Origin of the sequence: Alloalcanivorax venustensis ISO4 (assembly GCF_015356855.1) — a bacterium.
GTDB classification, from domain to species: Bacteria; Pseudomonadota; Gammaproteobacteria; order Pseudomonadales; family Alcanivoracaceae; genus Alloalcanivorax; species Alloalcanivorax venustensis.
In genome coordinates, this window is sequence record NZ_ARXR01000003.1 from 71,516 (window position 1) to 94,137 (window position 22,622).

Annotated in this window: 23 protein-coding genes and 1 tRNA gene; 8 read left to right on the forward strand and 16 right to left on the reverse strand. The window is 67.0% G+C overall.

Annotated elements, in window-relative coordinates; all coding sequences use genetic code 11:
• The first annotated feature begins 2 nt into the window (after nt 1-2).
• Genes cysE through ISO4_RS02525 form a run of 3 tightly spaced genes read left to right on the forward strand, consistent with a single transcriptional unit; the run spans nt 3 to nt 2,459 of the window.
• On the forward strand, nt 3-773 hold the full coding sequence (gene cysE / locus ISO4_RS02515; RefSeq protein ID WP_142948969.1) for a serine O-acetyltransferase: 771 nt from the start codon (nt 3-5) through the stop codon (nt 771-773).
• 10 nt (nt 774-783) lie between these two features.
• Entirely contained in the window at nt 784-1,692 is a 909-nt protein-coding gene (locus ISO4_RS02520; protein WP_142948967.1) for a bile acid:sodium symporter family protein, read from the forward strand.
• Between the two features lie 53 nt (nt 1,693-1,745).
• A complete protein-coding gene (locus tag ISO4_RS02525; protein WP_194855038.1) occupies nt 1,746-2,459 on the forward strand; it encodes an extensin-like domain-containing protein in 714 nt (237 codons plus the stop codon).
• Here the strand turns inward: ISO4_RS02525 and ISO4_RS02530 are convergent.
• Together ISO4_RS02530 and ychF are read right to left on the reverse strand one after the other, a co-directional pair.
• Complete coding sequence (locus ISO4_RS02530; protein WP_194855039.1) at nt 2,456-3,310, reverse strand: DMT family transporter; 855 nt, start codon at nt 3,308-3,310, stop codon at nt 2,456-2,458. The two genes, ISO4_RS02525 and ISO4_RS02530, sit on opposite strands and share 4 nt — an antisense overlap.
• A 25-nt stretch (nt 3,311-3,335) precedes the next feature.
• Nucleotides 3,336-4,427: a redox-regulated ATPase YchF gene (ychF, locus tag ISO4_RS02535; RefSeq protein WP_194855040.1), complete on the reverse strand. Its 1,092-nt coding sequence runs from the start codon at nt 4,425-4,427 to the stop codon at nt 3,336-3,338.
• A gap of 165 nt (nt 4,428-4,592) precedes the next feature.
• Here ychF and ISO4_RS02540 point away from each other — a divergent pair, with 165 nt between their 5' ends.
• Complete coding sequence (locus ISO4_RS02540) at nt 4,593-5,333, forward strand: glutathione S-transferase family protein (protein WP_194855041.1); 741 nt, start codon at nt 4,593-4,595, stop codon at nt 5,331-5,333.
• A 7-nt stretch (nt 5,334-5,340) separates the two neighbouring features.
• Here ISO4_RS02540 and pth read toward each other — a convergent pair whose 3' ends face one another.
• The 7 genes from pth to ISO4_RS02575 all read right to left on the reverse strand — a co-directional run bounded on the left by pth (nt 5,341) and on the right by ISO4_RS02575 (nt 11,049).
• Nucleotides 5,341-5,928: an aminoacyl-tRNA hydrolase gene (gene pth / locus ISO4_RS02545; RefSeq protein ID WP_142948958.1), complete on the reverse strand. Its 588-nt coding sequence runs from the start codon at nt 5,926-5,928 to the stop codon at nt 5,341-5,343.
• 8 nt (nt 5,929-5,936) lie between these two features.
• A complete protein-coding gene (locus ISO4_RS02550) occupies nt 5,937-6,614 on the reverse strand; it encodes a 50S ribosomal protein L25/general stress protein Ctc (protein WP_142948956.1) in 678 nt (225 codons plus the stop codon).
• 121 nt (nt 6,615-6,735) lie between these two features.
• The gene (locus ISO4_RS02555) at nt 6,736-7,695 is read right to left on the reverse strand and encodes a ribose-phosphate pyrophosphokinase (RefSeq protein WP_067610391.1); all 960 of its coding nucleotides are present in this window, start codon (nt 7,693-7,695) and stop codon (nt 6,736-6,738) included.
• A 55-nt stretch (nt 7,696-7,750) separates the two neighbouring features.
• Nucleotides 7,751-7,826 (reverse strand) — tRNA-Gln (locus ISO4_RS02560).
• Between the two features lie 24 nt (nt 7,827-7,850).
• Entirely contained in the window at nt 7,851-8,744 is an 894-nt protein-coding gene (gene ispE / locus ISO4_RS02565) for a 4-(cytidine 5'-diphospho)-2-C-methyl-D-erythritol kinase (RefSeq protein WP_194855042.1), read from the reverse strand.
• A gap of 2 nt (nt 8,745-8,746) precedes the next feature.
• Entirely contained in the window at nt 8,747-9,328 is a 582-nt protein-coding gene (gene lolB, locus ISO4_RS02570; RefSeq protein ID WP_067605333.1) for a lipoprotein insertase outer membrane protein LolB, read from the reverse strand.
• On the reverse strand, nt 9,325-11,049 hold the full coding sequence (locus ISO4_RS02575) for a tetratricopeptide repeat protein (protein WP_228547869.1): 1,725 nt from the start codon (nt 11,047-11,049) through the stop codon (nt 9,325-9,327). Before ISO4_RS02575 ends, lolB begins: the two co-directional genes overlap by 4 nt.
• A gap of 135 nt (nt 11,050-11,184) precedes the next feature.
• Here ISO4_RS02575 and hemA point away from each other — a divergent pair, with 135 nt between their 5' ends.
• From hemA to ISO4_RS02595, 4 genes are read left to right on the forward strand one after another with little or no spacing between them, the layout of a single operon-like run.
• Complete coding sequence (hemA, locus tag ISO4_RS02580; protein WP_194855043.1) at nt 11,185-12,477, forward strand: glutamyl-tRNA reductase; 1,293 nt, start codon at nt 11,185-11,187, stop codon at nt 12,475-12,477.
• A gap of 10 nt (nt 12,478-12,487) precedes the next feature.
• The gene (gene prfA, locus ISO4_RS02585) at nt 12,488-13,579 is read left to right on the forward strand and encodes a peptide chain release factor 1 (protein ID WP_194855044.1); all 1,092 of its coding nucleotides are present in this window, start codon (nt 12,488-12,490) and stop codon (nt 13,577-13,579) included.
• A 9-nt stretch (nt 13,580-13,588) separates the two neighbouring features.
• The gene (gene prmC, locus ISO4_RS02590; protein WP_142948951.1) at nt 13,589-14,410 is read left to right on the forward strand and encodes a peptide chain release factor N(5)-glutamine methyltransferase; all 822 of its coding nucleotides are present in this window, start codon (nt 13,589-13,591) and stop codon (nt 14,408-14,410) included.
• Entirely contained in the window at nt 14,403-15,167 is a 765-nt protein-coding gene (locus tag ISO4_RS02595) for a HesA/MoeB/ThiF family protein (protein WP_142948950.1), read from the forward strand. Before prmC ends, ISO4_RS02595 begins: the two co-directional genes overlap by 8 nt.
• Here the strand turns inward: ISO4_RS02595 and ISO4_RS02600 are convergent.
• From ISO4_RS02600 to gatA, 7 genes are all read right to left on the reverse strand, one after another.
• The gene (locus ISO4_RS02600) at nt 15,164-15,898 is read right to left on the reverse strand and encodes a cysteine hydrolase family protein (RefSeq protein ID WP_194855045.1); all 735 of its coding nucleotides are present in this window, start codon (nt 15,896-15,898) and stop codon (nt 15,164-15,166) included. The genes ISO4_RS02595 and ISO4_RS02600 overlap by 4 nt on opposite strands.
• Nucleotides 15,895-16,971, reverse strand: a complete 1,077-nt coding sequence (locus ISO4_RS02605) for a putative urea ABC transporter substrate-binding protein (RefSeq protein WP_194855046.1) — start codon at nt 16,969-16,971, stop codon at nt 15,895-15,897. Before ISO4_RS02605 ends, ISO4_RS02600 begins: the two co-directional genes overlap by 4 nt.
• 77 nt (nt 16,972-17,048) lie before the next feature.
• A complete protein-coding gene (locus tag ISO4_RS02610) occupies nt 17,049-17,951 on the reverse strand; it encodes a LysR family transcriptional regulator (protein WP_142948946.1) in 903 nt (300 codons plus the stop codon).
• The gene (locus ISO4_RS02615) at nt 17,948-18,736 is read right to left on the reverse strand and encodes a Crp/Fnr family transcriptional regulator (protein ID WP_194855047.1); all 789 of its coding nucleotides are present in this window, start codon (nt 18,734-18,736) and stop codon (nt 17,948-17,950) included. The genes ISO4_RS02610 and ISO4_RS02615 overlap by 4 nt, the downstream gene beginning before the upstream one ends.
• A 97-nt stretch (nt 18,737-18,833) precedes the next feature.
• On the reverse strand, nt 18,834-19,640 hold the full coding sequence (locus tag ISO4_RS02620; protein ID WP_194855048.1) for a crotonase/enoyl-CoA hydratase family protein: 807 nt from the start codon (nt 19,638-19,640) through the stop codon (nt 18,834-18,836).
• Between the two features lie 81 nt (nt 19,641-19,721).
• Entirely contained in the window at nt 19,722-21,170 is a 1,449-nt protein-coding gene (gene gatB, locus ISO4_RS02625) for an Asp-tRNA(Asn)/Glu-tRNA(Gln) amidotransferase subunit GatB (RefSeq protein WP_194855049.1), read from the reverse strand.
• Nucleotides 21,167-22,621: an Asp-tRNA(Asn)/Glu-tRNA(Gln) amidotransferase subunit GatA gene (gene gatA, locus ISO4_RS02630; protein ID WP_194855050.1), complete on the reverse strand. Its 1,455-nt coding sequence runs from the start codon at nt 22,619-22,621 to the stop codon at nt 21,167-21,169. Before gatA ends, gatB begins: the two co-directional genes overlap by 4 nt.
• Nucleotide 22,622: the final 1 nt, after the last annotated feature.

The window sequence follows — 22,622 nt, forward strand, 5'->3', positions numbered from 1 at the left end:
TTATGTTCAAGCAAGTGAAAGAGGACATCGCATCGGTTTTCAGCCGCGACCCGGCGGCGCGCAACACCCTGGAAGTGCTGCTCAACTATCCGGGCCTGCACGCGGTGCTGTTCCACCGTCTGGCGCACTGGCTGTGGCACCACAACCTCAAACAGCTGGCCCGGGTCCTGTCCACCTTCAGCCGCTGGCTCACCGGCATCGAGATTCACCCCGGCGCCAAGATCGGCCGGCGCTTTTTCATCGACCACGGCATGGGCGTGGTGATCGGTGAAACCGCGGAAATCGGCGACGACGTCACCCTCTACCACGGCGTCACCCTGGGCGGCACCAGCTGGGACAAAGGCAAGCGCCACCCGACCCTGGAAGACGGTGTGGTGGTCGGCGCCGGCGCCAAGGTGCTGGGCCCGTTCACCGTGCACAAGAACGCCAAGATCGGCTCCAACTCCGTGGTCACCAAGGAAGTGCCGGAAGGCGCCACCGTGGTCGGCATCCCCGGCCGGGTGATCGGCCGGCCGGTCAGCGAGCAGGAGAAGAACCGCCAGGAAATGGCCGAGAAAATCGGCTTCCAGGCCTACGGCGTCAGCAACGACATGCCCGACCCGGTGGCCGAGGCCATCGGCGCGCTGCTGGACCACATGCACGCGGTGGACGGCAAGCTCGACCGGGTGTGCGACAACCTCAAGCGCCAGGGCATCCAGGGCTGCGACGAGAAACTGCCAGAGCTCAACGCCGAGGACTTCGAGCCGGTGAAGGCGCGCGGCGGCACCGACTGAAGACACCTGGATGATTCAGACTCTGACGCGCTTGTTCCCGCTGTGGGCGGTGCTGTTTTCGATATTCGCGTTTCTGTTTCCGGGCGGGCTGGCGCAGCTGTCCTGGGCGATCGTGCCGCTGCTGATGCTGATCATGTTCGGCATGGGCATGACATTGACCTGGGCGGATTTCGCCGATGTGGCGCGGCGCCCGGCGGTGATTGGCCTGGGCGTGCTGCTGCAGTTCCTGGTCATGCCGCTGGTTGCGCTGGCGGTGGGTCTGTTGCTGGCGCTGCCGCCGGAGCTGTTGCTGGGCCTGGTGATCGTCGGCGCCTGCCCGGGCGGCACCGCGTCCAATGTGATCTGCTATCTGGCGCGGGCGGACGTGGCGCTGTCCATCACCATGACCTCGGTGTCCACCCTGGTGGCGGTGGTGGCCACGCCGCTGCTGGTGTGGGTCTACCAGGGCCAGAGCATCGAAGTGCCGGTGATGTCCATGCTCGGCTCCCTGGTGCAGATCGTGCTGCTACCGGTGATCGCCGGCACCTTGCTGAACTCCCTGTTTCATCGCCCGCTGGAGCCGGTGCGGGCGGTGTTCCCGCTGCTGTCGGTGGCCGCCATCGTGCTGGTGATCGGCGTGATCGTGGCGCTCAACCGGGACCGCATCGCGGTGGGTGGCGCGGCGGTGATGCTGGCGGTGGTGCTGCACAACGGCCTGGGGCTGGCGCTGGGTTACGGCGGCGCCCGGCTGATGCGTCTCGACCCGCGCCGTGCCCGCACGCTGGCGATCGAAGTGGGGATGCAGAATTCCGGCCTGGGCGTGGCCCTGGCGGTGAAGCACTTCTCCGCCGGCGCCGCGCTGCCCGGGGCGCTGTTCAGCGTCTGGCACAATCTGTCCGGGTCGGTGCTGGCCTGGTACTGGCGGCGCCGGCAACCGTAAAAGACGGTAATGCGGCCTGCCGGAGCGCCGCCGGGCTGGCAGACTGACCCTTAATGAAACGTCTCTCCCAAATCCTCGTGCTGTTGCTGCTGATCGCCGCGCCGCTGTTCGTGCTCGGCCTGCACCAGCAGTGGTGGTCGGTGCCGCGTCACTGGAACCCCTTCATGCCGCTGCACGTCACCGATCCGGTGACGCCGGTGACCGGCTGGAAGCTGTCGCGACTGGAGGACCGGCCGCAGGCCTGCCTGGACGCGTTAAACACCGCGCCGGAGGACGCCCTCGACCACCTGCCGCTGGAGGACTACACCCCGGTGGAGAGTTGCCCGCTGACCAACGTGGTGCGGGTGCGCCGCACCGGGGTCACCTTCAACAACAGCTTCGTGGCCCGCTGCCCGCTGGCGCTGGCCTGGGTGATGTTCGAGCGCCACGGCCTTCAGCCCGCCGCCCGCGAACAGTTCGGTCAGCCGGTCCGGACGGTGTGGCACTACGGCACCTTTTCCTGCCGCAATATTTACAACCGGGAAGAGGACCGGCGCAGCGATCACGCCACCGCCTCGGCGCTGGACCTGGCCGCGCTGACCCTGGCCGACGGCACCCGCATTTCAGTGCAGGACGACTGGGACGGGGAGGGCGACAAGGCCGCGTTCCTGCGCAGCCTGCAAAACCGGGCCTGTGAGTACTTCGGCACCGTGCTGGGGCCGGACTACAACCAGGCCCACGCGGACCACTTCCACCTGGGTCTGAGAGGTTTCCGGATCTGCCGCTAGCCGTGCCGTTCGCGGGGCAGCGTCAGGTACACCCCGACAATCAGCAACGGCGCGCCCAGCAGATGGTGCCCGCCGAGCGCGGCGCCGAGCACCAGGAACGCGAACAGGGCGGTGAAGAACGGCGTGGACAGGCGCACCACGGTGGCGGCGGTGGGGGTGATGTGCTGGCACGCCAGCGGATAGAGGTAGCCCGGCGCCAGCGTCGACACCGCCGCCAGGCCCAGGAACAGGCCCCACTGGCCGGCATCGGGCACCGCCGCCGCCGGGCTGGCGAACGGCACGCTCACCAGCAGGCCGAGCACGCAGCCGATCAGCACCACGCTCCAGCCCTGGCCCTGCAGCCGGGTGCCGGCCTGCGAGTACAGCGCCATCGCCATCGCCGCCGCCAGCCCGCAGGCGTCGCCGATCAGGCGGCCCTGGTCGGCGTCCGGGGCCGTGACCGGCCCGCCCAGCAACACCACCGCCAGCCCGGCGAACGCCAGCAGACCGCCCAGCACCTCGCGGCCGGCCACCGGCTGGCGGCGCAGCACTCGCAGCAGCATCACGAAGAACGGCGATGTGGAGACCAGCAACGACACGCTCACCACGTCACTGAGATAGAACCCCACCGTGGCCAGCACATAGTAAGCGGCGAGCAGCACACCGCCGTACAGCGTCCGCTGATTGGGACGCTGAAAACCCCGGGTCAGGGTGAGCAGGACGGTGAGCAGCAGCGCGGCGGTGAGAAACCGGAACACCAGGGTGGTGCCGGTGGGCAGGTCGCGCAGCAGCGCCACCCAGATGCCGGTGGCGCCCCATTGGGCGCTGGCGAGCAGGGCGAGGGCAGTGCCTTTTTGCGTGTCGGAAGCCATGCCCCGCCCTCCGGGATCGGGTGTGTCAGACGTTGAACAGGAAGTTCAGCACGTCGCCGTCCTTGACCACATAGTCCTTGCCTTCGGCGCGCATTTTGCCGGCTTCCTTGGCGCCCTGTTCGCCGTTGCCGGCGACGTAATCGTCGTAGGCGATGGTTTGCGCGCGGATGAAGCCCTTCTCGAAGTCGGTGTGGATCACGCCGGCCGCCTGCGGCGCGGTGGCGCCGATCTTGACGGTCCAGGCGCGCACTTCCTTCTTGCCGGCGGTGAAGTAGGTCTGCAGGCCGAGCAGCTCATAGCCGGCGCGGATCACCCGGTTGAGGCCGGGTTCTTCCATGCCCAGGTCGGCCAGGAAGTCGGCTTTCTCCTCGTCGTCCAGTTCGGCGATCTCCGATTCGATCTTGGCGCAGATCGGCACCACCGAGGCGTTTTCCTTCTCCGCCTGCTCGCGCACCAGGTCCAGCAACGGATTGTTGTCGAAGCCGTCCTCTTCCACATTGGCGATGTACATGGTGGGTTTAAGGGTGAGCAGGTTGAGGCTGCGGATCGCCTTGCGCTCGTCATCGCTGAGGTTGGCGGCGCGCGCCGGCTCGCCCTCGTTGAGCAGCGGCAGCAGCTTCTCCAGCACCGGAATCAGCGCCTGGGCGTCCTTGTTCTGGCCCTTGGCGGCTTTCTGGGCGCGCTGCAGGGCGCGGTCCACGGAATCCAGGTCGGCCAGCGCCAGCTCGGTATTGATCACGGAAATGTCATCCAGCGGCGATACCTTGCCGGCCACGTGGATCACGTTCTCGTCGTCGAAGCAGCGCACCACATGGGCGATGGCGTCGGTGTCGCGGATGTTGGCCAGGAACTGGTTGCCCAGGCCCTCGCCCTTGGAGGCGCCCGCCACCAGGCCGGCGATATCCACGAACTCCATGGTCGCCGGGATCACCTTCTCCGGGCTGACGATGGCGGCCAGCTTGTCCAGCCGCGGGTCCGGCACCGGGACCACGCCGGTGTTCGGCTCGATGGTGCAGAACGGGAAGTTCTCGGCGTCGATGCCGGCCTTGGTCAAGGCGTTGAAAAGGGTGGATTTGCCCACATTGGGCAGGCCCACGATACCGCACTGAATACCCATAACTGCACCTCCGTTTTCGAGGGCGCAATGCTACTCAAGCGCGGGCCAAAATGCGACAGGCGAGAAACGACGGGTTGCCAGGGAGCCGGCTCCGGGGGGCGCTGCCGCCGCTCAGCGCGGCCGGGGGCACCGCTAGACTGGCGCCATAAAGGAGGGAAGGACACCATGACCGAACGCATCCTCTATCAATTTCCGATATCCCATTACTGCGAAAAGTCCCGCTGGCAGCTCGACTATAAAGGGCTGGCATACCGCACCCGCAACCTGCTGCCGGGGCCGCACCGGCTGCGCACCCAGTGGATGGCGCGCATTAACACTCTGCCGGTACTGCGTGACGGCCAGCGGGTGGTGGGGGATTCCACCAAAATCGCCTACTACCTGGAAAAGCACTACCCGGAACGCTCGCTGATCCCCACCGACGCGGAGTCCCGCGCCCGGGTCATCGAGCTGGAACAGCAACTCGACCGGGTGGCGGTGCATGTGCGCCGCTGGCTCTACGGCCAGATTATCGACCGTCCGGAAGTGATGGACGCCATGCTCGATCCCTACCGGTTGCCGTCACCGGTACAGAAGGTGCTGGCGCCGGTTACCCGGGAAGGGGTGCGCCGCCTGTACCGCATCGAACCCAAGGCGGTGGCCCACTCCGGACAACGGCTGGAAGAGGGGCTGGAACTGGTGGAGGAGACCTTGCGGCGCGGCAACGGCCGCTACCTGGTGGGCGAGCGGCTCACCCTGGCGGACATCACCGCCGCCGGCCTGCTGGCGCCGCTGGTCAGCCCGGCCGGTACGCCCTGGGACATTTTCGAGGAAGGCACGCTGCCCGCGGCGCTGCAGAAGCAGCTGGACGATTTGCGCGAGCGCCCGGCGGGCCAATGGGTGCTGGCACGCTACGCCGAGGACCGGTAAACCTGGCTCAGGCGCGGAAGCCGTTGAGGCCGTTCATGGCGTGGCTGAATTCGCCGCGCAGCATATCCGGGGTAAACCGCACCGCTTCGTCGATGGCCCGTTCGATCAGCTCACGGTCGGCGGCGGAGGGTTTGTTCAGCACATGGGGGGTGACCAGCTGGGCGCTGCCCGGATGGCCGATACCAATACGCAGACGGTAGAAGTCCTTGCTGTTGCCGTGGCGGGCAACGATATCGCGCAGACCATTGTGGCCGCCGTGTCCGCCGCCCTGCTTGAAGCGGGCCACGCCGGGGGGCAGGTCCAGTTCATCGTGGGCCACGAGCATCTGCGTGACGGGAATCTTGAAGAAGTTCGCCAGGGCCGAGGTGGATTGGCCGCTGCGGTTCATATAGGTGGTGGGCACCAGCAGGCGGATGGTTTCGCCTTCGAAGGTGAAGGTGCCGGTGGCACCGAAGTATTTCTTGTCTTCGTTGAGAAAGATGCCCTGGGCACGGGCCAGGGCATCCACATACCAGACTCCGGCGTTGTGGCGGGTGGCGTCGTATTCGGGGCCCGGATTGCCCAGGCCCACGATCAGTCGTACCGGTTCCGCCATCATCGCTCTCAGTCTTCGGACGGCTTCTCTTCGCCTTTGCCGCCGTCTTTCTCGGCGGCGTCTTCCTGACCGTCCTCGTCCTCATCGTCTTCGCTGGCACGCACTTTCGGGGTGTGTACGGCAACGATGGGCTGGTCGTGGTCTTCACCGTAGGCCAGCTGGGTCAGCGTCACGCCGGTGGGCAGCTTGATGTCGGACAGGTGCAGCACCTGGTCCAGCTCCACGGCGCTCATGTCCACCTCGATGTATTCCGGCAGGTGCTTGGGCAGGCAGCTGATTTCCACTTCGGAAATGTTGTGGTGGATTTCGCCACCCTGCTTCTTCACACCGATGCAGGCTTCTTCGTTGGTGTAGTGCAGCGGCACGGTCATGGTGATTTCATGGCCGGCTTCCACGCGCATGAAGTCGGCGTGGATCGGGAAACCGCGGGCCGGATCGCGCTGCAGATCGCGCAGAACCGCCTGCTGCTTCTTGCCGTCCAGCTTCAGCGTCAGGATGTGGCTGTAGAAGGCCTCGGTTTCCAGGGCTTTCTTCAGCTCACGGGTCTCCAGTGAGATCATCACGGGGTCGGCGTGGCCGCCATAGATAATGGCCGGTACGCGACCGTGCAGACGACGCAGGCGGCGGCTCGCACCTTTCCCCGTGTCGCTGCGGCTTTCAGCGGTCAATTCGAATTCGTTGGACATGGTCCTGTCTCCATTAAGCTCTCCGGCACCCCGCGACCAGGCGCACCGAAAAGGTTGCGATAAGCCCGAAACGGGCGTCCCCGGAACGGGGAGGGGGCGGATTATGCCGGAAATCCCCGGCCTACACCAGTTCCAGGCGGTCGAACATGGCGGACAACGATTCCTCGTTGTTCACCCGGCGGATGGTCTCCGCCAGCATCGGCGCCAGGCGCAGCACGCGGATCTTGTCGCACTGACGACCCTGCTCGGACAGCGGGATGGTGTCGGTGACCACCAGCTGGTCCATGGCGCTGTTGCTGATGTTGTCGATGGCCGGGCCGGACAGCACCGGGTGGGTGCAGTAGGCGATCACCTTGGCGGCGCCGTGGTCCTTCAGGGCCTGGGCGGCTTTGCACAGGGTGCCGGCGGTGTCGACGATGTCGTCCACCAGCACGCAGGTGCGGCCTTCCACCTCACCGATGATGTGCATCACCTGGGATTCGTTGGCCTTGGGGCGGCGCTTGTCGATGATCGCCAGATCGGCGTCGTTGAGCTGCTTGGCCAGGGCGCGGGCACGGACCACGCCGCCCACGTCCGGGCTCACCACCATCAGGTCGTCGTGCTTCTGACGCTCGATGTCGGCCACGAACAGGGGCGTGCCGTAGACGTTGTCCACGGGGATGTCGAAGAAGCCCTGGATCTGGTCGGCGTGCAGGTCCACGGTCACCACCCGGTCGATGCCCACGGCGGTGATCATGTCGGCGACCACCTTGGCGGTGATCGGCACCCGCGCGGAGCGCACCCGGCGGTCCTGGCGGGCGTAACCGAAGTAGGGGATCACGGCGGTGATGCGGCCGGCGGAAGAGCGCCGCAGGGCGTCCGCCATCACCAGCAGTTCCATCAGGTTGTTATTGGTGGGCTGGCAGGTGGACTGGACGATGAAAACGTCCTTGCCGCGCACGTTTTCCTGAATGTCCACGGCCACTTCGCCGTCGCTGAAAACGCCGACGTCGGCATCGCCGAGGGGAATGTTGATCTGCTCGGCCATGGAGCTGGCCAGTTCGGGATTGGCGTTGCCGGCGAAAATAACGAGTTTGGACACTGGCGTCCCCTGGCTTTCAAGTAATGAATTTAGGGTTTGTCCTTACGGAAAGAAATGGCTGGGGTACCAGGACTCGAACCTGGGAATGACGGGATCAAAACCCGCTGCCTTACCAACTTGGCTATACCCCAACACTAACTTGCTCAGGTGGCGTGTCACGCCGGCCCTGAATTCTGTCTGGCTCGAAGCGTCGCCAGTGCCTCATGGAGAGGTGAGATTTCAGTGCTTCGAGCCACAAAACCTGTCCAGTATTCCGGCAAGTGCCGCAGTGCGTTATGCGCGTCTTGCTGGTCGGCGAAGTGTGCGAAACAACAAGCGCCGGTACCGGTCATGCGGGCGTTGCCCGCTTCGCTTTGGAGCCAGTCGAGCGCTTTATCCACGGCGGGAAAAAGGCGCCGGGCCACGGCTTCGCAGTCGTTGTGCCCTTCCTTCAGGAAGGCCTCGAAAGTGGCCGCCCCAAGCGAGGCCGGTAATGTAATGGCGGGGGTGTGCCTTGTCAATTCCCCGTCGCCGAAAATTCGAGCGGTTGAAACGGAGACCCCGGGATCGACCACCAGAAACCAGAGTGGCGGCAATTCAACGGCTTGCAAGCGTTCGCCCACGCCTTCCGCCCAGGCGTTGCGGCCGCGCACGAACACCGGCACGTCCGCGCCCAGGCTCAGCCCCAGCCGCGCCAGGGTATCCACGTCCAGGTCCAGGCCCCAGAGCAGATTCAGCCCCCACAGCGCGGTGGCGGCGTCGGAGGAGCCGCCGCCCACGCCGCCGCCGGCGGGCAGCCTCTTGCGCAGATGCAGGCGCGCGCCGGCGGTGTGGCCGGTCTCCTGTTGCAGCAGTCGGGCGGCGCGCAGCACCAGATTGTCGTCGTCCACCGGCAGCGCCGGGTTGTCGCAACGCAAGCTGAGGGTATCGGCGGGCTGGAAGTCCAGAGTGTCGCCGTGGTCGAGCAGCACGAACAGGGTCTGCAGCAGGTGGTAGCCATCCTGGCGCCGGCCGTTGATGTGCAAAAACAGGTTGAGTTTGGCCGGCGCCGGCAGGGAAAACGGAGCCATGATCAGGGCTGGCTGGGCAGCGGCTGCCACTCGCGGATCAGCAGGGTAAAGCTGTCGGCGCCCTGGCGCGCCTTGATGCGGTGGGGCAGCGCCACCCGGCCCACGGTCTCGTAGCGGTCGAATTCCAGGTCCCAGCCCAGCTGGCTCAGCTGGCTGAGCCGGCCGTCGTCGTTTTCCTCCGACTGCGCCGGCGCCCCCGGCCAGACCAGCCCGCGGCTCCAGTATTCCAGCGCCGACACCGGCAGCCAGAAACCGGTCAGGTGCCAGGCCAGTTCGCCCGGGGTGCGGGCCTGCCATTCGCCCTGGGAGGTTTCCAGGCGGGCCATGCCCGGCTGCCAGGTGAGTTCCGCGCTGCCGAAACCGAGCGGGCCGGAAAAGCGGATTTCCCCGTAGCGCGGCGCCTGCTGCCAGTCGAAGCTGGCGGAGCCGCCGTCGTCGGCGGTGCGGTAGCCGAGCTTGCCGCTCATTTCCCAACGCTGGATCTGGTCGGCGCGGGTGAAGTCCGTGGGGGCCACCGGGGCCTGTTGGCAGGCGCTCAGCAGCAGCGCCAGGGGCAGCCACCAAAAACGGCTCGCATTGCTCAAAGTGTCACCTCCAGGCGTTGCAGGGTTTCCATGATCGGCTCGGCTTCCGGGCTTTGCTCCAGCGCCGTGGCCCAGACCCGGCGGGCATCATCTTCTTCCCCCAGCACCCACAGCACCTCGCCCAGGTGGGCGCTCACTTCCGGGTCCGGGAACTGGGCGTAGGCGCGGCGCAGGAACGGCAGCGCGTCCTCCGGGCGGCCCAGCCGGTACAGCACCCAGCCCATGGAATCGAGAATCGCCGGGTCGTTGGGCTGCTGTTCCAGGGCGCGGCGGATCATGTCGCGGGCCTGCTCCAGGCGCACGCCCTGGTCCGCCCAGGTGTAGCCCAGGGCGTTCAGCGCCGCCGGGTCGTCGGGCTGTTGTTCCAGCACCCGGCGCAGGTCCGCTTCCATGGCTTCATAGTTTCCCAGGCCGCCGGCGGTCATCGCCCGGGCGTAGAGCAGTTCCGGGTTGTCCGGGGCGGTTTCCAGGGCCCGGTCGAGCAGTGCCAGGGCGGATTCCGGGTCGCCGTTGGCGGCGCGCATGTCGGCCTCGCTGATCCACAGCAGGGTGGCCTGTTCCGGGTACTGATGGGTGAGGCTGGTGATCAGCGCGTGGGCCTGATCGCCACGGCCTTCGCTGTACATAAGCCGCGCCGCCTGCACCTGGGCCTGCAGGCTTTCGCCGCCCTTGACCTTCAAATAATATTCGATGGCGCCTTTGCTGTCGCCGCGCTGCTCCGCCGCCTGGCCCAGGTGCAGGCGCATTTCATTGGGGCGGTACCCCTGGCGCAGCAGCCGCTGCAGGATCGCCTCGGCGGAATCCATGGCGCCGGATTCCAGCGCCAGCAGGGCCAGGGAATACTGCAGGTCCAGGTCGCGGGGGTTCTGTTCCGCCAGGATGGTCAGCTGCTCGCTGGCCCGGTCGTAGCGGCCGGCGGCCAGCAGCAGGCGCACATAGGCGACCCGCGGGCGGTGCGCGTCGGGGGCCTCGTCGACGATATCGCTGAGCTCGCCCAGCGCCTTGTCACGGCGGCCCTGCTCAAACAGGATCTGGGTGCGCAGCAGCGCGGCTTCGCCGTGGTCCGGGTCCTGGTCCAGGGCGGTGTCCACCGCCTCCAGGGCGCCGTCCAGATCGCTCTGCTGACGCCGGTCCAGGGCGCGGGCGTACCACAGCGGCGCCTGCTCCGGGTAGCGCTCGGCGAGCCCGGACAGGGCGTTGAGCAGCCGTTGGTTGGCGCTTTCGTCCAGGCCGCGCGCCTCCGCCACCAGCGGGATCAGCGCTTCGCTGCCGTGCACCGCGAGCAGCCGGTCGATGGATTCGGTGGCTTGTTCCGGGCGCTCCAACTGGATGTCGGCCAGCGCCGCCAGGCGCAGGGCGTCGGCGTTGTCGGGCTGGCGCTCCAGCCACAGACCGGCCAGGTGACGGGCCTGCTCATGCTCTTCCAGATAGGTGGCGAGCTTGGTGGCCTGACCGATGATTTCCGGGTCGTGGGTGGTTTCCGCCGCCCGCGCGTAATAGGCCATGGTGACGCGCAGGCTTTGCCGTTGGGCGGCGCTTTCCGCCACCAGTAGATCGCCCAGGGTTTCGCCGTCGTATTGGATCGGCGGAAGGTCCCGGGGCGGCGCGGCCGGGGCGGGGTCTTGCGGTGTGGACGGCATCTGCGAGCAGCCGGCCAGGGCGAACAGGGCGGCGGCGAGGAGCGATGGGCGTGATTTCATCGGCTGGCTATCAAAGGACATTGAGCCGCTACTATCGCACAGGCGCGCGCCGGCCCCAAGGGCGGGGGTGACGTTGTTTTGCGGGGCGCTTTCGCGCAAAATGCGACACCCTTGCGCGTATCAGGGCCTAACCCCATCGGGTCGTCATCATTTCTTATGAATCTCATCGCAGTCGGCGTTAATCACACCACCGCGGATGTGGAGCTGCGCGAGCAGCTGGCATTTTCCGCCGCTCAAGCGGATGACGCCCTGGTTGGCCTGCGCGAGCTTCCCGGTATCCGCGAAGCGGCGCTGCTGTCCACCTGCAACCGTACTGAAGTGTACTGCCTGATCGACGGCGAAACGCCGGATTTCGGGGAGTGGCTGGCGCAGGCCCGGCGCATGCCGGTGGAGACCCTGCGGCGGGTCCTTTATACCTACCGGGACGAAAAAGCCCTGGAGCACCTGATGCGGGTGGCCGGCGGCCTGGATTCCATGGTGCTCGGCGAACCGCAGATTCTCGGCCAGCTGCGCGAGGCCTACGCCCGGGCCCACGAGGCGGGGCTGATCAACGGCGAGCTGGGCCGGGTGTTCCAGGACGTGTTCTCGGTGGCCAAGCGCATCCGCACGGAAACCGGCATCGGCGCCAACCCGGTGTCGGTGGCCTACGCGGCGGTGTCGTTCGCCCGGCATATCTTCGCCGACCTGAAGCAGAGCCGCGCCCTGTTGATCGGCGCCGGCGAAATGATCGAGCTGGTGGCCCGGCACCTGGAAGAACAGCAGGTGCACGAAATCGTGATCGCCAACCGCACCCAGGGCCGCGCCGACGACCTGGCCGCCCAGGTGGGCGGGCGCGGCATCGGCCTGGAAGAGCTGCCGGTGGCGCTGGAGCACGCGGACATTCTGATCTCCTGCACCGCCTCGCCGCTGCCGGTGCTGGGCAAGGGCACCGTGGAGCGGGCGCTCAAGCGCCGCCGCCACCGGCCGATGTTCATGGTGGATATCGCCGTGCCCCGCGACATCGAGCCGGAAGTCGGCGAACTGGACGACGTCTATCTGTACACCGTGGATCACCTCCAGGAGGCGATCCAGGAAAACGTGCGCGCCCGCCAGGAAGCCGCCGAGCAGGCCGGCGCCCTGATCGACGAGGCGATTCGCCGCCACCACCGCAGCCGCCGCGAACAGCGGGCCGTGGGGGTGCTGCGTGACTACCGGCGCCAGGGCACCGAGCTGGCCGACCAGGAGCTGCAGCGGGCCCTGGCGCAGTTGGAAAAGGGCGGCGACCCGGAACAGGTGCTGCGCCGCTTCAAACACAGCCTGGTCAACAAATGGCTGCACCAGCCGAGCGTGGGCCTGCGCCGGCTGGCCGCCGAAGGCCGCGCCGAGGCGCTCGCCATGGCGCGGGAAATACTGCTCGACCAGGACAACCTGGACGACCAGCCATCCGATCAGGAATCCGATCCAGAATAGCGGGAACCCCATGCAAGCATCGCTGAACGGCAAACTGGAAAAACTGATGGAGCGGTTCGAGGAGGTCAGCGGCCTGCTTTCCGATCCGGATATTATTGCCGATCAGAAGCAATTCCGGAGCCTGTCCAAGGAGTACGCCGAGCTGGAAGCGGTGGTGAAGGCCTACCGCGCCTACCGGGCCAGCGAACAGGAACTGGAAAGCGCCCGCGCCCTGCTCGACGACGGCGACCCGGAAATGCGCGAGATGGGCGCCGAGGAAGCCCGCCACGCCCAGCAGCGCATCGACGAGCTGGACGAAGAATTGCAGCGCCTGATGTTGCCCCGCGACCCCCGCGACGGCGCCGACGTCTATCTGGAAATCCGCGCCGGCACCGGCGGCGACGAGGCGGCGCTGTTCGCCGGCGATCTGTTCAAGATGTACTCCCGCTACGCCGACCAGCGCGGCTGGAAAGTGGAGATCGTCAGCGCCAGCGAGGGCGAACACGGCGGCTATAAGGAAGTGATCGCCCAGGTGTCCGGCGACGACGTCTATTCGCGCCTCAAGTTCGAGTCCGGCGCCCACCGGGTGCAGCGGGTGCCGGCCACCGAGTCCCAGGGCCGCATCCACACCTCGGCCTGCACGGTGGCGGTGCTGGCGGCGGCGGAGGACGCCGGCGACATCGAGATCCGCAACGAGGATCTGCGCATCGACACCTACCGCTCCTCTGGCGCCGGCGGCCAGCACGTCAACACCACCGATTCGGCGGTGCGCCTGACCCACCTGCCCACCGGCGTGGTGGTGGAGTGCCAGGACGAGCGCAGCCAGCACAAGAACAAGGCCAAGGCCATGTCGCTGCTCAAGGCGCGGCTGCTCGACGCCCGCGAAACCGCGGCCCACGCCGAACAGGCCGCCGAGCGCAAATCCATGGTCGGCTCCGGGGACCGCTCCGAACGCATCCGCACCTATAATTTCCCCCAGGGCCGGCTCACCGACCACCGCATCAATCTGACCCTGTACCGGCTCAACGAGATCATCGCCGGCGACCTGGACGAAGTGATTGGTGCCTTGCTGTCCGAGCACCAGGCCGGCCAGCTCGCCGCCCTCGCCGACGGGCAGGGCTAGGCGGTCGCCGTGCGACTGGACGACGCCCTGCGCCAGGCCCGCGAACAGCTGGCCGCTTCGCCCAGCCCGGGCCTGGACGCGGAACTGCTGCTTTGCCGCGTGATCGGTGAATCGCGCACCTACCTGCGCACCTGGCCGGAGCGCACCCTCAGCGACAGCCAGCAGCGGGTGTTCCAGGCGCTGGTGCGGCGCCGCGCCGAGGGCGAGCCGGTGGCCCACCTCACCGGCGAACGGGAATTCTTCGGCCGGCCGTTTCTGGTCAGCCCGCACACCCTGATCCCGCGCCCGGACACCGAAACCCTGGTGGAAGCGGTGCTGGAAACCCTCCCCGAGAGCGAATTGCGGGCGGTGGACCTGGGCACCGGCAGCGGCGCCATCGGCGTCACCCTGGCGCTGGAACGCCCGGCCTGGAGCCTGACCCTCACCGACGCCAGCCGGCCGGCCCTGGCGGTGGCGCGGGACAACGCCGAGCGCCTGGGCGCCCGGGTCGGCCTGGTGTGCTGCGACTGGCTCGACGGCCTGGGCGGCCCCTTCGATCTGATCGTCAGCAACCCGCCCTACATCGATCCGCAGGACGCGCATATGGAACAGGGTGACCTGCGCTTTGAGCCGCGCTCGGCGCTGGCCGCTAACGACCACGGCCTCGCCGACCTGCGCGTGATCGCCGCCCAGGCCCACGACACCCTGGCGCCGGGCGGCTGGCTGGTGCTCGAGCACGGCTTCGACCAGGGCGGCGCGGTGCGCACTTTGCTCGGCGAACGGGGTTTCCAGGACGTGACCACCCGGCAGGACCTGGAAGGCCGCGACAGGGTAACCTTGGGCCATGTCTGACTACCACGGCGACGCCCTCAACGACGATCAGCTGCTGCGCTACAGCCGGCAGCTGCTGCTTCAGGAATTCGACCTCGACGGCCAGCAGGCGCTGGCCGGCGCCAGCGTGCTACTGGTGGGCTGCGGCGGCCTGGCCAATCCGGCGTCGCTGTATCTGGCCGGCGCCGGGGTGGGGCGGTTGCTGTTGGTGGACGATGACCGGGTCGACGCCAGCAACCTGCACCGGCAGATCGCCTTTCGCGGCGACCAGGTGGGCGAGGGCAAGGCCGGGGCGCTGGCGGCGCAGCTGCGCGCGCTCAACCCGGACGTGCTGGTCGAGCCCCACGCCGCCCGCGCCGACCGTGAATGGCTGGACCGGCACGTGCCCGGCGTCGATCTGGTGCTCGACTGCAGCGACAACTTCGCCACCCGCCAGGCCGCCAATGCCGCCTGTGTGGCGCACCGCAAACCGCTGGTGAGCGGCGCCGCCATCCGTCTCGACGGCCAGCTGGCGGTATTTGATCTGCGCCGTCCGGACAGCGCCTGCTACGCCTGCGTGTACGGCGCCGGCACCGACGGCGACCTGGCCTGCAGCGAAGCGGGCATCCTCGGCCCGGTGGTCGGCACCGTGGGCACCCTGCAGGCGCTGCTCGCCATCCACCTGCTCACCGGCACCCCGGTGGCGCCGGTGCTGAGAGTTTTCGACGGCCGCACCCTGGGCTGGCGCGAAGTGGCCTTCAAGAAGGACCCGGGCTGCCCGGTCTGCGGCGCCGGCTAGCCGGCGGTGGCCGACCGGTACTGTTCAAAAAAAGCCCGGCTGTCGGCGTAGGCGCCGAAAATACCGCCCTCCCGCTCCAGGCTGTTCAGCACTCCCTGATGCAGGTCCGGGCGCGCGGCGCCGCAGCAATCTTCCAGCAGCAGACAATCGAACCCGCGATCATTGGCTTCACGCATGGTCGAGGACACGCACACGTCGGTGGTGACGCCGAGCAGCAGCAGATGGCGAATCCCCCGGCTGCGCAATATCTGCTCCAGGTCGGTGGCGTAGAAAGCGCCGTTGCCGCACTTGTCCACCACCGGCTCGCCGTCCAGCGGCCGCATCTCGTCAATAAAATCCCAGCCTTCCTCGTCGCGCACCAGCAGCCGGCCGAGCGGCCCGGGGCTGCCGATGGCGGCGCCGGCGCGGGCCGCGCGCAGACGCTTGCAGTCGTTCAGGTCGGACAGGTCACGGCGGTGGCCCTCGCGGGTATGGACCACCGTCAGGCCCAGTTCCCGGGCCGCCGCGAGGGCGTCGCTGGCCGGCGCCACGCTGCGCCGGGTGTGTTCCAGCGATTCACCGAGGCTGGCGAAGTAGCCGCGCGGATCAAGAAAGTCCTTCTGCATGTCGATGGCCAGCAGCGCGGTGTCGTCGGCGCGCCACCGGCCCGCCACCGGCCAGGGGTAGGGCACGCTGCAGCGGCTGCTGTCGAACGCGTCCAGCGGTATCTTCGGAGCGGAGACGCTGTTCATTGGTCGCTCCCCTCGGCCTCTTCCAGCCAGGTGGTGGGGAAGCGCAGTTTGACGTTATCCGCGTTGCCGATGACGGCGCCGGTGCCGCTCTCGATGCCGACGAAACCGGCGCTGGGCACCCCTTCGCCGAGCAGGCCGTGCTCGAACGCGAAGCCGGTGATCTGCTTCTGCGTGGCGACGAACTCTTCGCCGGTAATCAGAGCTTGCGCCTGCTCCGGGTCCAGGAAGTCGATGGTGCGCAGCTGGCTGCGGGCCCCGGCCAGGTCCGTGTTGAGGGTGTCGGCGGTGAACGCCATCAGGGCGTCGTGGCGCGGGTGTTCCGGATCGAGCAGGGCGGCGGCTTCGTACCAGGCGCCGGCGATGGCGCGGCCCAGGTCCGGGTTATCCCGCACTGCCTCGGTGCGCAGGATCATGGTGTCCAGCAATTCGCCGTAGATGTCCGAGGAATCGAACACCAGGGTGGTGTCCGGGTACTGGGCGAGAATTTCGCTGAGCTGCGGTTTCCAGGTGGCCACGGCCTGGGTATCCGAGGACTCGAACACGCTGGCGATGTCCGCGTCCGAGGTGTTGACCACGGTCACGTCCCGCTCGCTCAGGCCCTGGGTCTGCAGAGCCCGGGCCAGCATGTAGTGGGAGCCGGACAGCTCCACCAGATTGATCCGCGTGCCCTCCAGGTCGGCCACGCTTTTGTCCTTGCCGCGCAGCACGATGCCGTCGCTGCCGTTGGAGGTGCTCAGCGGCATGATCACGGTGGTGTCCACGCCGGAGGCGGCGGGAATGGTGAGCGCATCCAGCGACATGGCGATCACCGCGTCGAACTGCCCCAGGGAAAACTGGGTGATGGCTTCCACGTAATCGTTCATCTGCACCGCTTCCAGATCGAAGCCGTAGCGGTCGCCCCATTTCTCCAGGATGCCGTTTTCCTCGGCGTAGGCCAGGGGCATGGAGCCGGCGTACAGGGTCCAGGCGACGCTGTAGGATTCGCGGGCCTGGGTCGGGCCGGTGACGGCCACGAGCAACAGGGTAAGCAGCAGGGCGGGGCCCCGGGTCAGGCGCTTGGCGCTAACGTGCATGACGATCTCCCGAAAGTGTAAGCGAGCCTCCACCATAAAAAGCGGGCGGCCCGGCTAACATGACGGAGCGTGCAGGTTCACGTGCGCACCGCCGCCAGCAGTGCCTCGACGAACGCCTGGATAACCGGCCGGCTGGCGCTGTCCGGGTGCATCGCCACCTGCAGATCGCTGGCGTGGCGCAGGCGTTCGGTGTCCAGCGCGACCAGCTCGCCGCGGGCCACCCAGGGCGCGGCGTAATGATCCGGCAAAAAGCCCAGGTGGCCGCCGCTGAGAATCAGCACGGCGATCGCTTCCAGGTTGGCGGTGAAGGTAATGCGCTCGCGCTCGCCGAGATTGAGCAACGCCATTTCCTGGTCGTGCAGAAAACGCCGGGACACCAGGCGGCTTTTCGCCAGGACGTCGCGGCGCCGGCCGGCGGGCACGCCGACGATCGGGTGGTCGGCGGCGGCATAGAGGTTGTCGGTTTCCTGATAGAGCGGCTGGTAGTGAAGCTGGTCGTGGCGGCTTTCAAACACGCTGATCGCCAGGTCCAGCCGTTTCTCCAGCAACTGCCGCTCCATCTCTTCCGGGGCCAGCACCTCCAGGCCCAGGCGCACCTCATCGCGGGGCGGGCTCTGAAAGGCGCGCAGCGCCGGCACCAGCGGACAGTTCGGGTCGGTGATGATGTTGTCGATAATGCCCAGCCGCAGTTGCCCGCTGGCCACGCCGCGCAGCCCCTCCACGGTCTGTTCGAAGCCGCGCAGCGAGGTGAACAGCCGCAGCGCCTGCTGGTGCACGGTTTCCCCTTCCGGAGTGAGCCGGAAGCCCTGGCGGCCCCGCTCGCACAGGCGCACGCCCAGGCGGCTTTCCAGCTGGCTGAGCGCGCGGCTGATGGTGGAGGCGTCCTTGTTGAGCGGCCCCTGGGCATTGGCGATGCCGTTGGCTTCCACCACGGCGAAGAAAATCTGCAGCGAATTCAGGTCGGCGCCGGCCAGTTTCATGGCGTTCTCCCAGAAAGCGTCACCACCTGGGCGTTCAATTCGGTGATCTGGCGCGCCATGTCGGTCATCAGGCCGTGGATCAGCGACGGCTTGGCGCGGATCAGGTGATGGAAACCGTCGCTGGGAATGTGCATCGCCGCGCAGCGGCTGCGGGCGCGCACGGTGGCGCCACGGGGCGCGCCGGTGAGCACCGCGATGGCGCCCAGCAGCTCGCCCTCGGTGACCCGGCCCACCACCACGTCGTCGACCAGCACATCGGCTTCGCCCTCGAACAGGTTGTAGACGCCGTCGGCGCGGTCGCCCTGGCGCAGTATCAGATCGCCGGGGTGGAAATAGGCGAAGCGCGAGCCGGTATGGTTTTCCTCCGGCGTCAGCGCGGCCAGGCAACGGGTCAGCAGCGCCTGCTGCGTGATCAGCAGCTCGCTCCAGCGGCGCGCCCGTTCGGGAACGGCGAGGATCTCCTCAAGCAGGTCGCCGAAATCATAGCCGGCCAGCAGCACCGCGCCGTCCGCCTGAAAGGTGATGCCGTCGTCCGGGTCCGGGACGATCACGTCGCCCTCGTCCCACAGCAACAGGCGCCGCCCCTGGCAGCAGGCCGCCAGGGTGCCGCCGCGCACCACGTACAGGCGCTGCGCGGCCAGGCCATCGCGGCGGGCGTCGGTGGTGGCGGGCAGCGACAGGCTCCGTGGTGTTTGGCGCAGGCCGCGGATCACGGCGTCGCCCAGTTGTTTGTAGTGTCGGGCCAGAGCGGGCAGGCCTTCCAGCGGTTCGCCCAGGGGTATCATGCGTTGCGTACTTCCACGGCTTGCGACGGGTTGAAAAGGCTAAGCAGAGATTATGCCATCTTGATGACCCGGGTGCGGCGCGGCGACGGGCTGGGCGTCAGTAGTCCCGCTGGCGGGGACGGAAGCGGGGCTCGCGCTTTTTCAGGTTGGCGGCCATGGCCTCGCCCTGATTGCGGCCGCGCAGCAGCTTGAACTGCAGGCTGGATTCCTGATCGAAGGCCTGGTCCTCGGCGGCGTGGCGGGTGCTGTGGAACAGCGCCTTGGTGGCGCTGACCGCATCCGGCGAGCGAGTGAGGATGGCGTCGGCCAGGGCCCGCGCCGCCTGTTCGGGCTGTTCCGCCACCTGCGTGACCAGGTGCAGGGTTTTGGCTTCCACGGCGTCGAAACGGCGGCCGGTCATGGCCAGTTCCTTGGCCACATCCATGGGCACTAATTCGCGCAAAGTGACGGTTCCGGTCATGTCCGGGATCAGCCCCCATTTGCTTTCCATCACCGACAGCTCGCAGTCCGGCGTGGCGATGCGGAAATCCGCCGCCAGCGCCAGCTGCAGGCCGCCGCCGTAGCAGTAGCCGTGCAGCACCGCGATCACCGGCACCGGCAGTTCCCGCCAGGCCCAGCAGGCCTGCTGGAACAGGTTGGTTTTCTTGACGCCGAACTTGGTGAACGCCAGCAGCATTTTCAGCGGCGTCTTGGTGACGGTGGCGAAGTCGAGCCCGGCGCAGAACGCCTTGCCTTCACCGCGCAGAATCACCACCCGCACGTCACGGTTTTTTTTCACGACCTTGGCGGTGCGAACCAGCGCCTGGAGCGTCTCCAGATCAAGACCGTTGTACTTTTCCGGGCGGTTCAGCGATACCGTCGCGATGTGGTTGTTGATCGAGAGCGTGACGCGGGATTCGTTCATGGCAGTTCCTGTTGGGGACGGCAAGTTCAAAGCTGAAAGGGCGCGCCTGTGGGAGCGGGCAAGGCCCGCTCCCACATTCAGCTACAGCTTTTGCTGCAATAGTTGGTTGACCTGCTGCGGGTTCGCCTTGCCCTGGGTGGCCTTCATGACCTGGCCGACGAAGAAGCCGATTTTCTTTTTCCGTTTGGCGTCGTCGGAGTTGCGGTAGTCCTCCACCTGGGCGGGGCTGTCGGCGATCACCTGGTCGACGATTTTTTCCAGCTCGCCGCTGTCGCTCATCTGCTTGAGGCCCTGCGCCTCGATGATCCGGTCCGGACTGCCGTCACCGTTCCAGCAGGCTTCGAACACCTGCTTGGCGATCTTGGAACTGATGGTGCCGTCCTTGAGACGCTGGATCAGCTCGCCGAGATGCTCGGCGGACACCGGGCTGTCGGCGATGTCCTTGTCTTCCGCATTGAGCTTGGCGGCCAGTTCGCCCATCACCCAGTTGGCGGCCAGCTTGGCGTCGCCGCCGTGCTCGGCGGCGGTTTCGAAGTAGCGCGCCGTGGCGATGGAGCCGGACAGCAGGTCGGCGTCGTAGGCCGACAGCTGATACTGCTCGATGTAGCGCGCCTTGCGGGCGTCCGGCAGTTCCGGCAGCTCATCGCGCAGGGTTTGGATGTCCTCTTCGCTGACCATCACCGGCAACAGGTCCGGGCACGGGAAGTAGCGGTAATCGTTGGCGTCTTCCTTGGTGCGCATGGAGCGGGCGGTGTTGGTCTCGCCGTTATAGAGCCGCGTTTCCTGAACGATTTCGCCGCCGTCCTCGAGCACGTCGATCTGCCGTGCCACTTCCAGAGCGATGGCTTTTTCCATAAAGCGGAAGGAATTCAGGTTCTTGGTTTCGGTGCGGGTACCGAGCGGCTCGCCGGGGCGGCGCACGGAAATATTGACGTCGAAACGCATGTTGCCCTGGGACATGTCGCCGTCGCAGATGCCCAGCGAGGTGACGATGGAGTGCAGCTTGCGGGCGAACGCCACCGCCTCTTCGGCGCTGCTCATGTCCGGCTCGGAAACAATTTCGATCAGCGGCGTGCCGGCGCGGTTGAGATCAATCCCGGTCTGACCGTGAAAGTCCTCGTGCAGGGATTTACCGGCATCCTCTTCCAGGTGAGCGTGGTGAATACGCACCAGCTTCTTGTCACCGCTTTCCAGTTGAATTTCCACTTCGCCGGCGCCGACGATGGGCTCCGCCAGCTGCGTGGTCTGGTAGCCCTTGGGCAGGTCCGGATAAAAATAGTTTTTCCGTTCGAACACCGAGCGGCGGGCGATGTCCGCGTTCACCGCCAGGCCGAAACGGACGGCGTTGCGGATTGCTTCCTTGTTCACCACCGGCAGGGTGCCGGGCATGCCCAGATCGATCAGGCTGGCGTGCCGGTTGGGGTCGTCGCCGGTTTGCGTGCTGGTGCCGGAAAAGATTTTTGATTGGGTGGCCAGCTGCACGTGCACTTCCAGGCCGATCACCACTTCCCAGTTTCCTGAATGGCTCATGCGAAACCTCCCGGCGCCTGTTGATGCCAGTCCGTGGCCATTTGATAGCGGTGCGCCACGTTCAGTATGCGACCTTCCTGGAAATAGTTGCCGATCACCTGGGTGCCCGCGGGCAGACCGTTGATAAAGCCGCTGGGCATGGACAGCGCCGGCAGGCCGGCCAGGTTCACGGCGATGGTGAAGACGTCGGCCATGTACATGTTGACCGGATCGTCCGCCTTGGCGCCCAGCTTGAAGGCGGTTTCCGGCGAGGTGGGGCCCATAATCACGTCCACGTCCTTGAAGGCGCGGGAGAAATCATCGCGGATCAGGCGGCGTACTTTCTGCGCGCGCTTGTAGTAGGCGTCGTAGTAGCCGGCGGACAGCGCGTAGGTGCCCACCAGGATGCGGCGCTTCACTTCGGCGCCGAAGCCTTCCGAGCGGGAGCGCTTGTACAGGTCTTCCAGGTCCTTGGGATCCTCGCAGCGGTAGCCGAAGCGCACGCCGTCGAAGCGCGACAGGTTGGAGCTGGCTTCCGCCGGCGCGATCACATAGTAGGCCGGCACCGACAGCTTGATGCTGGGCAGCGACAGCTTGATCAGTTTGGCGCCCTGTTTTTCCAATTCGCGCATGGCTTCGCGGGCGTTATCGGCGATCGCGCCGTCCAGATTGTCTGGGAAGAATTCCTCCGGCACACCGATTTTCAGACCGTCGACACTCTGATCCAGGGCGCCGAGGTAATCGTCCACCGGTTCATTCAGGCAGGTGGAGTCTTTCTCGTCATGGCCGGCCATGGCCTGCAGCATCAGGGCGCAGTCGGCGGCGGACAGACCCAGCGGGCCGGCCTGGTCCAGGCTGGAGGCGAAGGCGATCATGCCCCAGCGGGACACCCGCCCGTAGGTGGGCTTGAGGCCGGTGACGCCGTTCAGCGCCGCCGGCTGGCGAATCGAACCGCCGGTGTCGGTGCCGGTGGCGCCGGGGGCGAGACGCGCCGCCAGGCCGGCGGCGGCACCGCCGGACGAACCGCCGGGCACCCGCTCGGTGTCCCAGGGGTTCTTCACCGGGCCGTAGAAGCTGGTTTCGTTGGACGAGCCCATGGCGAATTCGTCCATATTGGTCTTGCCCAGCATCACCGCGCCTTCGGTCGCCATTTTTTCCACCGCCGTGGCGGTGTAGGGGGCGATGAAATTATCCAGCATCCGCGAGCCGCAACTGGTGCGCACGCCCTCGGTGCAGAAAATATCCTTGTGCGCGATCGGCAGGCCGGTGAGCAGGCGATGGTCGCCGGCGGCGATCGCCTGGTCGGCGGCGTCCGCCTGCCGCAGGGCCTGCTCCTCGGTGACGGTGATAAAGCTGTTCAGCTCGCCGTCGTGCCGTTTGATGCGGTCCAGGAAGTGCTCGGTGAGTTCCCGGGAGGAAAAGTCCCCGGCGTTCAGGCCGGCTTTGAGTTCGGTCAGTGTTTTATCGTGCATG